This is a genomic window from Marinomonas sp. PE14-40 (assembly GCF_051623805.1).
GTDB lineage: Bacteria > Pseudomonadota > Gammaproteobacteria > Pseudomonadales > Marinomonadaceae > Marinomonas.
Window position 1 is genome coordinate 2,632,331 of record NZ_CP130700.1, and the last position, 12,623, is coordinate 2,644,953.

The window sequence follows — 12,623 nt, forward strand, 5'->3', positions numbered from 1 at the left end:
GTGCAACCTTGTCATGAAAGACTTAATTTTGAGTCCATTTCTGCCTTAATTCAGTTCGATTTAACGCTAACCACTGCAGCCCCATTATGGTACTTGCATTGTCTATATCCGTTTTCAATAAATCAATGGCATTTTCCGCCAACATTAAGTGCAAACGTATGTCTTCTCCTTCTTCAGGTAAGCCAAAGCTGCGATTAACATCCACCTTACTAGCATCAAATTCACCCGCATACATTCGCAAATATTCCACCAGACCACCAGGGGAAGGCACAAATTTAAACATGTATTCTAAACGCTTTACTTCGACTCCCGCCTCTTCAAGTGATTCACGCCTAGCAACGTCCTCATCTTGCTCGCCTTCTTCAACCATACCTGCAACTAACTCTAGTAACCAAGGACTTTCATGCTTCACTGCACAAGGTCTAAATTGTTCAATAAGGAGGACTTTATCAGCAATTGGATCGTATAAAAGGACACAAACAGCATCATCACGCACCAACATTTCTCGGCTTATTTCCTTACTCCAACCACCATCAAACAACCTGTGCTTAAGCGTGACTTTTTTCATGGTAAAGAAGCCTTCATAAAGAATTTCTTCTTTTTGAACTTCAACATCCTTCTGTGTAAATTTAGTCATGCTTTTTATTATCCTTTTCATTCAATGAGTTATCATTATCTTTGTTATCTAAAGCTTTGTTACGCCAGCCTTCTGGTGGTCGATATTTGTCAAAATCTTCTGCTTCTAAGGGCTCAGAGTCAGACTTACCTTCTCTATCCGTTTGCATTTCTTGTGCATCTAAATTTAAGGCATCTGGTACTTTCCCTTGTTCCACTTCTTGACCAGGTGTTGGCTTTTGGAAATAACGTTCATCATTAAATGCCTGCATCCAGTGTGGGTGCAATATACTAAATCCGGAGATAAACATGCCATTCACAACCGCTTCTGGGAAAATAAACAATGGCAAATAGCTAATATAATCTAGAACCCCAAGATTAAACTTAAATTGCCCACCCAAAAACAGCATAACACCTGCTAACGTGGCCACTAAAATAGAAGAAAGTAAGCAGCTTAAAAAGCCTGCACCCATGATAAAAACAAAAGGATTTTGCGGTTTTTTTGACTCAATCCAAAGATGGAGTTGCCAAGTAAAAGCAATCGGGATGACAGCATTGATAAAGTAGTTAAGTGCAAAGCTTTCCCATTGCCCTTGACCAAGAATTAAAAACCCCGCTTGCGCCACTAATGCCCCAAGTAAGGCTAAGCTCCAACCAAACATTAAACATAAAGTCGTGATGCCCAGAAAATGAATCGCAACATCTAAACTAATGCTGATATTCACTTGCCAAATAATGAAAAGTACTAAGGTTGCCGCAAAAAACCTATGCTGCAGCACTTTGTCATTAATCAACGTCTTCCAATCAAGCCGTTTTATTATCAAAAATAAAAGCGGAATTAATAATAAGTTAAAAAACCATACCTGCCCTAAAGCAAGTAAATTACTGGAAATATTCATGTTAGACTTCTTGTGACCTTAGTAAAATTTACAACGGCTGCCGCAATTGAATGTAACTCACCTTAAAAGTCAGGCAAACTAGGCTTCTTTATACGTTATCAGGCCTTTATTATGTCACTTTTACGCTGCTCTTGGTGCCTTGCTTCTGATTCCTACATGGATTATCACGATAAGGATTGGGGCAAACCTATTTATGATGATCGAACACTTTTTGAATATCTGGTATTAGAAAGTGCCCAAGCAGGATTAAGTTGGATCACCATACTTAATAAGCGTGAAGGCTATCGCAAAGCATTCCACCAATTCGATATCGACAAGGTGGCAAGTATGACTGACGCTGAGCAAGAGGCCTTATTACTTAACTCAGAAATTGTTCGCCATAAAGGAAAGATACAAGCCACCATAAATAATGCAAAGCAGTTTCAAGCCATTATTTTAGAATATAAAAGCTTCAGCAATTACTTCTGGGCCTTTAGCGACCATAAAGTCATAGATAATAAACCGGAAGATATTAGCCAAGTCCCTGCTAGTACTGAGCTCTCTCACATCATAGCGAAAGACTTGAAAAAAAGGGGGTTTAAGTTCTTTGGTCCAACAACCTGCTATGCCTTTATGCAAGCAACAGGCATGGTGAACGACCATATTCAAGCGTGCAGCTTTCGTACTTAAGATTAGACATGAAGAGGCACATTATTAATGCTAATGTTTTCGCCATTTTTGCCGATATCAGTTTATAAGCATTTTTCTTATAAACACTGATTTTGTGTAAATATTCAATTTTTAAAAAAGCTCCCCTTAATAAGTAATTAAGCAGTAATAAAATGGCCAAAAAGCATTATTTTAATGATCAAAATAATGAGTTCATACCTTATGGTAAGCAAAGTATCGATGATAAAGATATTGACGCTGTCATCAGTGTATTGAAATCAGATTTTTTAACTCAAGGGCCTGTCATCCAGCGCTTTGAAGAGTCTTTTTGTGAGTATACTGGCGCTAAATTTAGCCTTGCTGTTTGCAATGCCACGGCCGCATTACATGTTGCATGTTTAGCCTTAGAGGTTACAAGCGGTGATATAGTCTGGACTTCACCAAACTCTTTTATTGCTTCTGCAAACTGCGCACGCTTTTGCGGTGCCGATGTTGATTTTGTCGATATTGATGAAACAAGCTACAACCTATGCCCTGTTAAGTTAGAGCAAAAGTTAGCCAAAGCAAAAATAGATGGCAAACTCCCCAAAGTGGTCATTCCCGTACATTTTGCTGGCCAGCCCTGTGATATGGCAAAAATATTTGAGCTATCTAAGGTTTATGGCTTTGCTATTATCGAAGATGCCTCACATGCCGTTGGCGCTCAATACCAAGATCAACTTATTGGGTCTTGTGAATTCTCTGACATCTGTATTTTTAGCTTCCACCCAGTGAAAATCATCACGTCTGGAGAAGGCGGCTTAGCGCTGACAAACAGTCCTGAGCTAGATAAATCAATGCGCTCATTTGCATGTCATGCGATAGAAAGAGTAACCGAGGATCTTATAGATCAAGAGCAAGGTGAGTGGTATTACGAGCAGCAAGCACTCGGTTTTAATTATAGAATGACTGAATTACAAGCTGCGCTGGGGTTATCCCAACTAGAGAAAGTCACCTCTTTTGTTAAAAAGAGACACCAACTATTTGAGCAGTATAACTATCTATTAAAAGACTTAGACATCCACCTTCCTCATATTTTTGACAACTCTTATTCATCCGTTCACTTATATCCTATTCGACTTTCGAAGCGCCTTGTTCCTTATAAAAAGTGGATTTTTTCCACTTTAAGGCGATTAGGAATTGGTGTTCAAACACACTATATCCCTATTCATACTCAGCCTTATTACAAGTCACTGGGCTTCTCATGGGGAGACTTCCCCGTTGCTGAAAGTTATTATCAAAGCAGTATCTCTTTACCTATGTATTCAGATCTAACCTTGCACCAACAAACTCATATTACTCAGGTACTTGAGCAAATTTTAGAACAGGTAAATAGTGAGTCAAAGGGGGCAATATGATTAACGTTGCCATTATCCCTGCTAGAGGCGGTTCACAACGCCTATCCAAAAAAAATATTATTGAACTACATGGCAAGCCACTCATTGCCTATTCCATTGAAGCGGCAATAAAAACAAAGCTGTTTGATCGCATCATTGTCTCGACGGATTGCGAGGAAATTGCTTCAGTGGCTAGGTTATTTGGCGCAGAAACGCCCTTTACTAGACCAGCAGAGCTCTCTGATAATTACAGTACGACGACAGCCGTCTTTCAGCATGCAGTCAGTTGGTTAGTATCTTCAGGAGAAAAGGTTGATAAAGCCTGCATGATTTATGCTACCTGCCCTCTGCTGAAGCCTGAGTACTTAATTCAAGGCTACGAGAAATTAACTCAAGCTAAATTTAGTTTTGCTGCCACCAGTTTTGCTTTTCCAGTACAAAGGGCACTAAAGCAAACCAGCTCAGGACATGTTGCACCTATGTATCCTGAATTTATACAGCATAGGTCTCAAGATCTTATTGAAGCCATTCATGATGCTGGACAATTCTATTGGGCTAGAGCGAAAGACTTAGTAGAAGGCCCTGAGTTTTTTGGCCCTGAGTCAAAGCCAGTTATGCTCCCTAGATGTTTAGTACAAGATTTAGATACAGCAGAAGACTTTGAAGTGCTAAAACAATTATTAGAGTTGCATTCCGATTAACAATCTAAAGTGTCGATTCTATATTTTCAAGTATCTGATCTAATCCTGAACACTGTGAGTGAGGAATACGAGATTGACACTGACTGAGATAATCAGTGTCATCCCAATCCTCTAAGACTTGCTCGCATATCTTGGCCACCATCAGTGACCTAACGTCTTTTTCTTTATCATGCATTCGATGCACTCTGCACCAAGCGTAGCTTTCATGCTCTTTTAGCAGCTCGGTTTGATTATCTGCTATCTGTAAAAAAATACTTGGCACATTCATGGCCGCCAACTCAAACAAGGTGCTACCGCCTGCTGAAATAGCCATTTTAGCTCGATCCATTAAGGCAGCAACCTCTCTTACTCCCTGATGATATTCAATATTCTGCTGCCGGCAAAAAGCAATGACTTGGCCTGCACCCTTAGCATTCTGACCAAGCATAACCAGCATATTCTCAGAACGAAAACCTAATGAGTTTAAACATTTAAGGATAGGCAGAGTTAACGAAAGAGGGTCCGTCCCTCCTAAGGTAATTAACAGTTTTTCAGAGGAACTAAGTGATCTTTGTCTAAATTGAGGCCTCAGCAAGGCATAATCTAAACCAAGAAATAGCTCAGGTATTTCCTGATAACTTCGTTTTAAGTCAGAGAAATTAGCCTGGTAATCTAAAGAGATAGGATTCAGCAGCCAATGACAATATAAAGCTCCTCTATCATTCATATCATCAATCAACAAAAGTTTAGATTGAGCTTTATATAAAGCTTCAATCATCTTTGAGTCATATTGATAGTGATCAAGTATGACGAGGTCTGCCTGTGCAGCCATCTCTAAAAAGATATCCTCATGACTAATGAAAATATCCTCATCAGCACTCATTTGACGACAACTGGCATGGCATACAAACGAGACGAGCCAACCTTTTTCACGAAATAAGTCTGCCAAAATTTGACACCTTACTCTGTGCCCCATACCTATCTCTAGAGAAGCATCCGCTCGAATGAGTAGTTGTTTGTTAGCCAAATTTAGCACTAAAGAATTTGCTCATCTAACATGGAAAAATCCAGTGCTTCACCTTTTTTCACATCGACGTTCAAGGTTCTACCCAAGACATCAGGCCAATGCTTTGGCGCAAGCCCTAATGACGGTCTGATAATTTGCATATTAGAGTCGGTCAATTTATCACCTTTCTTACTATCTTTTGAGATATAAATTGAGCGGCGGTATTTTCTGTAATCTTGTTCTGCTTTGGTACCACCATAGGTCACTTCACCAAGCGCAGCTTTCGCCTGTCGACAAGTTGAGACTAGTTGTGCCAATTCATCCGGCTCCATGGAGAAAGCAGCATCAACCCCACCTGCACTTCGATCCAATACAAAGTGTTTCTCTATAACACTTGCGCCCAACACCGTAGCGGCAACCGCTGCAGCAAAGCCTTGAGTGTGATCAGATAAGCCGACCTGACAATCAAATGTTTTGGCTAAATCAGCAAGTGTCGCTAGATTGGAGTCTTCAATTTTTGCAGGATAAGTACTGGTGCATTTTAGCAAGGTAATGTCGTTATCGCCGATTGATCTAACAAGACTTACGGCTTCTTCAATCTCTATTTTAGTTGCCATACCTGTTGACATAATCATAGGCTTACCCGTTTTTGCAACCGCCGCAATTAGAGGCAAATCAGTTAATTCAAACGAGGCAATTTTATATAATGGTACTTCAAGTTCTTCTAAGAAGTTGACTGCAGCAATATCAAAGGGTGAGCTAAATGCGATAAGACCGAGTGACTTAGCATAATCGAATAAAGGTTTGTGCCACTTATAAGGGGTAGAGGCTTTTGCATAAAGATCATATAAATTATCACCTTCCCACAAACTCCCCTGAGCAGATACCATAAACTCTTCATTTCTAACATCTAACGTCATGGAGTCTGCAGTGTAGGTTTGTAGCTTTATCGCGTCGACACCGGTTTTTGCGGCGGCTTCTATCATGGCCTTAGCCAAAAAAAAGTCTTGATTATGATTGCCTGATAATTCGGCAATAATAAAAGGGGATTGCGGCATTGAATCAACCTTAAATAAGTTAATTAGCCATTGTATAACAAACGCATTTTATCCGAACCACCATCAACAAACTGGCTCACATCGTCTGCCATAATAGGCATTTCTTGTAGAAAATCACACCATATATTAAAGAGCTTTTTAGCGTGTAATACTGCCTCATGCTCTTCACGGTACGCATAAACAGTTTTAATAATGGCAAAAGCAGAATAGGTAAAAGAGCCAGCAAAAATATCATAAAGGTGAGTATGTACTGTGGTCTTTAATAAGAACAAGGTTCTATATTGATGCCATAACAAGTTAGTGACATCTTCTCGGGTTTGAATCTTGTCATCCCAACCTTGCTGCAAGAACTCAACAACTTCATCAAATGCCGCCTGAGAGATAAGCTCCTTGGTATCCATAGACATTACTTGTTCAGGCACGTCATCAAAGAAGGTTTCATATAAAACTTCAATCACCTTTTGTTTATTAATATCTGGATCAAATATCATGGCATCTTCAGGCTGAACAGGAACACTGCCCTCAATTTTGGCGCCGTCAGACAAGTTAAAACATGAAAAGCTTCTTTCTTTATGTAACTGTTTAAGCATTAACTCAAGCTGCACACGAGATGAGTCCATAATACTTGTGGTATGAACTTCACCACCAAAGTTACCCGGCCTAACTACGAGCTTTTCTTCGACAAACGTCTGAAAGCCTGTTTCTTTACCATCTTTGCCATAATAACCACTGTGCTTAGAGTGATGCACTGTCATATCTTTAAAGCCGTTATCAACGCCAGCAAAGTAGACATTCTTAAAGCCAAATAAATGCACAAAGGATAGCGCTAGGTTAGCAACAATAGGACCGGAGTGGTTCATTTGCACATACTCAGTGCTATCACCAGCCGCTCTTGCTTTAGACAAAATAAGAGACGTAATTGCTTCACCCGGCTTCATGCCCATACCACTACGTTTAAAGTACTTGAAGAAGTCAGGGTGCATAACATCAACACTTAAAGCCAAAATATCTTCAAGATAATCTGCCTCTAAGAACTCAAACTTTTGGGCGGTATGAATCATACGCTCAACATCAACATGCATATCAGGCTTGATACCTAGTCGGCTTAGAGTGTTGATCGTTGTACCACAACAAATAAATAGGGCTTTATCTTTAACTTCTTTGATTAGCTCAATCGAATTATCTAAGGAAGGTCCGTTACCTAAAATAAAGACAGGAATATCTTTCATCCAATTAGGTAGAGAATTTGGCTCGCCTGCGTCATTTCGCGTCACTCTCGCTAACTTAGATTTAGGTAAAGACTTCAACCCATGTGCAACCCCCATTAAAGCATCATCAAAAAAGCCCCATCCCATTATTTGCGTACTATAATGCTTTACAAAGTAATCCAGCGCAGCTTGTATTTCAGGACTAAGATAAGCCACATGTAAATACGTCATACCCGCCATAAAAAAGCCATTTTCGGTTAACTGGAGAGCATATTTTTGACTTAGTTCTTTAGGGCTTAAACCAATAATGATGTGAATGGTTTTGCCATCTTGATTGAATTTTTCAAGAATTGGGCGCCAATCTATGGCAAATAAAGAATAGTAAAATAAGTCCGGATTAGCCTCATAAAGGTAAAGGTGTTTAACATCTTTACGGGCTAAAAATGCCTCTAACTGGTAACCAAGTTCTATGCCGAAAAAAAAGACGGACCCAGCAAAATCAGGAATTTCTGTCAGAGGCGTTAACCCCTCTGCACCTTGTTCCACAACATCTTGAATAAGGTTATTAAAATAAACATGGCGAGATGGATGATCTTTAGTACGGGTAATATCCAACACCGTTTTATTAGGTTCGTTTATCACCTTATCGATTTTTGCAGCAGCTTTACTTTTTACGGCACCTTGATACAAAGGGTTATCGGGTGCCAGATCGATATTTAGATCGCCAAACTCATCCAAGAATATTTCTTGATTTTGCGGTCTAAATGACTGAAAACTTTCAAAAATATGAGGCATCATTTCTTCTAAAGCCTGCATATTTTGCTGAAATTTCTCGGTAAAAATAGCATCCTTTTGTCTAAGTGATTCCAATCTCTCTTGTTTCTGTTTAAGTCTTGCTTCAACAGAGGCTATAGAGTCATTGATATCATTAGACATTTGAGGAGATCCCTTTGTATTGTTTGATACTTTTTCGAGCGTGTTTGGACTTGCTAAGGGCACCTTTTAGCTTGTCACGAGCTTTAGTGACAAGTAATTGGGCCTTGGTATGACTTTGTTGAAATGCGTTTAATACATTCAAGTCTTCTGGTTTCGCTGGCTCATTTTCTTTAACCAGCTTTACGCCTTGTTGGCATAGTGAAAGCACTAAAGGAATATCAGACTGCTCAATAGCAGCATTGATTTGAAGCGTAATATCCTCTAATGCTTGATGGTATTCCATAATTTAACCGTTACCTAATCGCTCATTCTCTTTTTCTATATAAGCTTCTTGCTTGTCTAATTCTGAAATTTGATCCCAAGCACCTTTAATTTGAAGCATCAGCCCCATAACTTCATCAATAATACTGTTATCGAGCTTAGAGCTCGCTTCAGTAATTCTAAATGTCATGTAGTCATAGAGAGAGTCAAGGTTATCGGCAAGCTCAGGGTTATATGAGCGATCAAGAGAGTCTTTGAGGGCGTTAATAATTTCAATCGCGCGAGTTAATACGTTTGCCTTTCCTTCCAAGTCGCGTCTTTCAATACAACCTTTAGCAAGGGCAAGCCTTTCAAGCGCCCCTTGCATTAAAAGCTGTATAATACGGTGCGGATCGGCTCCGGCAAGGTCAGACTTTAAAGAATCTTTTTTATAAGCCTGAATACCCTTGTTTACGTACATACATTAACTCCAATTCTTCTAGTCTTCTATTCTAATCCCGCCAGTTGACTACGTAAGTAGGCGCCACTGGCATTCATTTCAGCGATCGAGCTATCAAGTGAAGAATATTGTTTACGCAATGTTTTTTCATATTGTTCCATCCTAAGATCAAATGCCTCTCTAGATTCATCATTAGAGGTAATTTGAGACTGGATAGAGTCTTCAGTACTGCGAAATAGTCCACTTGCGCCCAGATAAGGTTGCATCAACTCGTCAAAAGCTTTTGCAATTCCACGCTCTCCAGTAAACATATCGGCAAAATTTTTAAAACCTGAACTAATTGCGTTATCTAATTTATAACTATCGACTTTTATTAAGCCATTTCTTTCAACTTCTAGGCCTAAATCGAACATAGTTCTAAATTCACCACTGCCTTCAAAGGTTCTTCCTAGAGTAGTAACCAAAGAAGATTCTAGATTTCGAAGCAGACTATTTCCCTGTAATGTTCCGCCCATTTGAGTAAGATCATTAAAGGTGGATACCATTTTATTATATGAATCCGTTAAGGTTCTAATGGACTCTTTGATGGTCTCAGAATCAGTCGAGATAGACGCAGCGACTTGCCCTTCTGTTTTATTCAAAGCTTCAATTTCTAAGCCTTGAACCGCCTTATCAAAGGTATTATTTTCACCCTGAATTTCAACACCATCAACATTAATGATGCCATTCTGAGCAAATTCAGTTGAAATAAGGTTATCAGGAACCATGCTTAAATTGTTTTTAGTTGATTTAAGCAAGTCTGTGTATTTTTCAGGAAGTGTCGCGAAATCATAACGAGTGTCTGACCCCATGATATCGACTAAGGTTTTCTCATAACTTGAAATAGTAAGATCGTTACCATCACCTGTCTTATCAGATTCAATAATAAGGCGAACATCACCCTCACCAGTATCGATAATACTAGCGGAAACACCAAAATTCTTTTCAGCTTGAGCGATGATTCCGGACAATTCAGCCAGTGTCGTACCACCTTCAAGGTTGATGGTAAAAGACTCATTACCAGCAGCAAATGTCATAGTACCGCCCAATGCAGTTAGCACCTCATCGGGAGATTTAAATACATTAGGCAACAGCTCCATCCGACTACCAGATGCGACTTGATTAACACCTACATTGTATTGTCCATTTCGAGCACGTCCACTTGCCTCTATCGCAAGTGCATCACCCGCGCTAGGTTGATCAATATCAGCGATACGGCTATTAAATAAACGAGGGTCATTAACTTTTTTAACGGCTTCATGAAAGGAAAACGCCACTGACTCCGCAGAACCAACAGCAGAAAGTTCAACTGACAAATCTGATATTTTTTGCTCGTAAGCCGCAATTTTAGAATCTCTTTGAGAACTAACTAAGCCACTCACAAGAGATTCCAAATCCATACCAGAACCTGTTCCTAAGGCTCCCACACTCATATACTGCCCCTAAATTTAAGTCAAAGTTGCTAAACCTCTCGATTCACTAACGCACCTTTAATATCACCTAATTCTCTTAATAACGCTTGAATACGTTCAGACATTTCAACAAACTCTTCTGTTGGTATTTGCCTGACAATTTCACCCGTCTCTTGATCAAGTACCTTAACAACATTATCTTTGTTTGCACTTGAAACATCAAAAGAAAGCTTAATGTTTAACTGCGCCATACTCTTAGTTGAGTCCATTAGCTGTTGAAAGTCTACTTTTTCCTTTTTTTCGTTTACGTCCCTTTGCATGTATCTAGCATCAGCTTGAACATTTTGACTGTCACGAAGAGATGTTACAGTTTTCGTTTCTCGCGTTTTTTCTTGCGCAAAACTCTCTGTTCTAGAGTGTTGAAGCTGTTGACCAACACCTAAATCCATAGAGCTTTTTAATAAATCACTCGAACCTATTGCCATGATAGCACCCTCCAAAACCCAAAAAGCTGAGGTAGGCCCCAGCTTTTATCACGCACTGAATTAGCCTAAAAGCGATAATGCAGTTTGCGGTCTTTGGTTTGCTTGAGACAGGATAGTCGTACTTGCTTGTTGCAAAATTTGATTACTTGTCAATTCAGCAGTTTCTTTCGCGAAGTCGGCATCAGCAATACGTGATTTCGCGCCTTCAACATTCTCTTTGATGTTACCCAAGTTACTGATAGTAGAACTGAAACGGTTTTGTACCGCACCAAGCTCCGCACGCTTAGTATCAACGGCAGCAATCATACTACCTAGCATTTCAATCATACTTTGCGCATTGGCAACAGATGAAATCGATGCTGTGGCAGAAGTTACAACAGTTGTACCCGCAGCTGATGAAAGGCCTTGTACATTAAAGCCACCAAGTCCAGAAACATCAACACTGTTATTTACACCAGCAGAAGCTAGAGAGAAGCTGATTGTTTGCTGAGCATCAGCACCAACTTGAAAAACACCTGATGAATAAGAACCATCAAGCAGGTTCTGACCACCAAAGGTAGTATCAGAAGCAACACGGTCAATCTCAGTTGTTAGAGCCGAGATTTCTTGTTGTAGTGCTAGTCGGTCATCATCGGTGTTTGAACCGTTTGCAGACTGAATTGCCAAGGTACGCATACGTTGCAACATGTTTGTTGTTTCGTCCATCGCCCCTTCAGCAGTTTGCGCCAATGAGATACCGTCGTTCGCATTTCGAATGGATTGATTCAGACCATTTGTCTGAGAAGTCAAACGGTTAGATATTTGCAAGCCAGCAGCATCGTCTGCCGCACTATTGATACGTTTACCAGATGCTAAACGTTCAAAAGTAGTATCCAAGTTATTACCTGAAGTGGATAACTGACGCTGAGCATACAAAGAAGTCGTATTTGTATTTACATATACAGACATTATAGCCTCCTAGTTTCGCCTAATTGTTTACCTGCCAGGTAAACGCTTTTTTTCGATATTGAATACGTGTCGCCAAACACGATTCCAATAATCGTAAAACCTCTTAAATTTGTTTTCGGCCTTAAAAACAAAAGCTTTAGATAAAAAAGATACATTTTTCCTCAATGCGGAAAGAAAAGGCATAGGAAGCGGCAATAAAAATCCTTATTTATCTTTCATTTCAACAAGTTAGGTGAAAATTAAATTATAAAAAATAAAGAAAATATTTTTTAACTGGAGGATTCGTTCGTTTTTTTCAAATTGAGTGATTTTTTACAATTTATTAATGCATTAGAAAGGTTGGCATAGGTATTGCTATAAATATGATGTGGGACTGCCAATCTCACAAAAAAAAAGCCAAACACTTCGAATGTTTGGCTGAAATCACTTCTAGGAGAGAGAAGCGAAATTTTCAAGTGCCATCGCCAAACCTCTTGCCTCCGGCATTTGAAAGTCCTTCGTAGAGCGGCCTGATCAGCCGCTTTTTTATGCCATTAGTATACTAATGGCTTGCCAAAATCACTTCTTCAAAAGAAGCCTTTAGTAAATCCCTTTAACTTTCGCCAAAAAGCTA

General features: G+C 39.6%; 13 protein-coding genes. 3 read left to right on the forward strand and 10 right to left on the reverse strand.

Translation table 11 applies throughout. The annotated features are described in order from the left end of the window. Nucleotides 1–22 precede the first annotated feature (22 nt). Entirely contained in the window at nucleotides 23–637 is a 615-nt protein-coding gene (locus Q0A08_RS12135) for an NUDIX domain-containing protein (protein ID WP_438461801.1), read from the reverse strand. Next, the gene (locus Q0A08_RS12140; protein ID WP_438461802.1) at nucleotides 630–1,514 is read right to left on the reverse strand and encodes an energy-coupling factor ABC transporter permease; all 885 of its coding nucleotides are present in this window, start codon (nucleotides 1,512–1,514) and stop codon (nucleotides 630–632) included. The genes Q0A08_RS12135 and Q0A08_RS12140 overlap by 8 nt, the downstream gene beginning before the upstream one ends. Before the next feature lie 111 nt (nucleotides 1,515–1,625). Between Q0A08_RS12140 and Q0A08_RS12145 the strand changes: the two genes are divergently transcribed. The 3 genes from Q0A08_RS12145 (at nucleotide 1,626) to pseF (ending at nucleotide 4,239) form a co-directional block, all read left to right on the forward strand. Continuing rightward, a complete protein-coding gene (locus tag Q0A08_RS12145) occupies nucleotides 1,626–2,183 on the forward strand; it encodes a DNA-3-methyladenine glycosylase I (protein ID WP_438461804.1) in 558 nt (185 codons plus the stop codon). A gap of 152 nt (nucleotides 2,184–2,335) precedes the next feature. After that, entirely contained in the window at nucleotides 2,336–3,559 is a 1,224-nt protein-coding gene (gene pseC, locus Q0A08_RS12150; RefSeq protein ID WP_438461805.1) for a UDP-4-amino-4,6-dideoxy-N-acetyl-beta-L-altrosamine transaminase, read from the forward strand. Further along, nucleotides 3,556–4,239: a pseudaminic acid cytidylyltransferase gene (pseF, locus tag Q0A08_RS12155; protein ID WP_438461806.1), complete on the forward strand. Its 684-nt coding sequence runs from the start codon at nucleotides 3,556–3,558 to the stop codon at nucleotides 4,237–4,239. The genes pseC and pseF overlap by 4 nt, the downstream gene beginning before the upstream one ends. A 4-nt stretch (nucleotides 4,240–4,243) precedes the next feature. Here pseF and pseG read toward each other — a convergent pair whose 3' ends face one another. The 8 genes from pseG to Q0A08_RS12195 are packed head-to-tail and all read right to left on the reverse strand — an operon-like array spanning nucleotide 4,244 to nucleotide 12,010. Beyond that, nucleotides 4,244–5,245, reverse strand: a complete 1,002-nt coding sequence (gene pseG, locus Q0A08_RS12160) for a UDP-2,4-diacetamido-2,4,6-trideoxy-beta-L-altropyranose hydrolase (RefSeq protein ID WP_438461807.1) — start codon at nucleotides 5,243–5,245, stop codon at nucleotides 4,244–4,246. 8 nt (nucleotides 5,246–5,253) lie between these two features. Beyond that, nucleotides 5,254–6,282 carry a pseudaminic acid synthase gene (pseI, locus tag Q0A08_RS12165; protein WP_438461808.1) on the reverse strand — a complete coding sequence of 343 codons (1,029 nt, stop codon included), beginning with the start codon at nucleotides 6,280–6,282 and terminating at the stop codon, nucleotides 5,254–5,256. 23 nt (nucleotides 6,283–6,305) lie between these two features. After that, nucleotides 6,306–8,426, reverse strand: a complete 2,121-nt coding sequence (locus Q0A08_RS12170) for a motility associated factor glycosyltransferase family protein (RefSeq protein WP_438461809.1) — start codon at nucleotides 8,424–8,426, stop codon at nucleotides 6,306–6,308. Next, nucleotides 8,419–8,709: a hypothetical protein gene (locus Q0A08_RS12175; RefSeq protein WP_438461810.1), complete on the reverse strand. Its 291-nt coding sequence runs from the start codon at nucleotides 8,707–8,709 to the stop codon at nucleotides 8,419–8,421. Before Q0A08_RS12175 ends, Q0A08_RS12170 begins: the two co-directional genes overlap by 8 nt. Nucleotides 8,710–8,712: 3 nt before the next feature. Further along, nucleotides 8,713–9,147 carry a flagellar export chaperone FliS gene (fliS, locus tag Q0A08_RS12180; protein ID WP_438461811.1) on the reverse strand — a complete coding sequence of 145 codons (435 nt, stop codon included), beginning with the start codon at nucleotides 9,145–9,147 and terminating at the stop codon, nucleotides 8,713–8,715. A 26-nt stretch (nucleotides 9,148–9,173) separates the two neighbouring features. Next, nucleotides 9,174–10,598 carry a flagellar filament capping protein FliD gene (fliD, locus tag Q0A08_RS12185; RefSeq protein WP_438461812.1) on the reverse strand — a complete coding sequence of 475 codons (1,425 nt, stop codon included), beginning with the start codon at nucleotides 10,596–10,598 and terminating at the stop codon, nucleotides 9,174–9,176. 29 nt (nucleotides 10,599–10,627) lie between these two features. Then, nucleotides 10,628–11,062: a flagellar protein FlaG gene (locus tag Q0A08_RS12190; RefSeq protein WP_438461813.1), complete on the reverse strand. Its 435-nt coding sequence runs from the start codon at nucleotides 11,060–11,062 to the stop codon at nucleotides 10,628–10,630. A gap of 60 nt (nucleotides 11,063–11,122) precedes the next feature. Next, nucleotides 11,123–12,010, reverse strand: a complete 888-nt coding sequence (locus Q0A08_RS12195; protein ID WP_438461814.1) for a flagellin — start codon at nucleotides 12,008–12,010, stop codon at nucleotides 11,123–11,125. Nucleotides 12,011–12,623 lie beyond the last annotated feature (613 nt).

Bases quoted from the DNA above. Each gene is read 5' to 3' on its own strand.
- Q0A08_RS12135 (WP_438461801.1), bottom strand. From the start codon at position 637: ATGACTAAATTTACACAGAAGGATGTTGAAGTTCAAAAAGAAGAAATT.
- Q0A08_RS12140 (WP_438461802.1), bottom strand. From the start codon at position 1,514: ATGAATATTTCCAGTAATTTACTTGCTTTAGGGCAGGTATGGTTTTTT.
- Q0A08_RS12145 (WP_438461804.1), top strand. From the start codon at position 1,626: ATGTCACTTTTACGCTGCTCTTGGTGCCTTGCTTCTGATTCCTACATG.
- pseC (WP_438461805.1), top strand. From the start codon at position 2,336: ATGGCCAAAAAGCATTATTTTAATGATCAAAATAATGAGTTCATACCT.
- pseF (WP_438461806.1), top strand. From the start codon at position 3,556: ATGATTAACGTTGCCATTATCCCTGCTAGAGGCGGTTCACAACGCCTA.
- pseI (WP_438461808.1), bottom strand. From the start codon at position 6,282: ATGCCGCAATCCCCTTTTATTATTGCCGAATTATCAGGCAATCATAAT.
- Q0A08_RS12170 (WP_438461809.1), bottom strand. From the start codon at position 8,426: ATGTCTAATGATATCAATGACTCTATAGCCTCTGTTGAAGCAAGACTT.
- Q0A08_RS12175 (WP_438461810.1), bottom strand. From the start codon at position 8,709: ATGGAATACCATCAAGCATTAGAGGATATTACGCTTCAAATCAATGCT.
- fliS (WP_438461811.1), bottom strand. From the start codon at position 9,147: ATGTACGTAAACAAGGGTATTCAGGCTTATAAAAAAGATTCTTTAAAG.
- fliD (WP_438461812.1), bottom strand. From the start codon at position 10,598: ATGAGTGTGGGAGCCTTAGGAACAGGTTCTGGTATGGATTTGGAATCT.
- Q0A08_RS12190 (WP_438461813.1), bottom strand. From the start codon at position 11,062: ATGGCAATAGGTTCGAGTGATTTATTAAAAAGCTCTATGGATTTAGGT.
- Q0A08_RS12195 (WP_438461814.1), bottom strand. From the start codon at position 12,010: ATGTCTGTATATGTAAATACAAATACGACTTCTTTGTATGCTCAGCGT.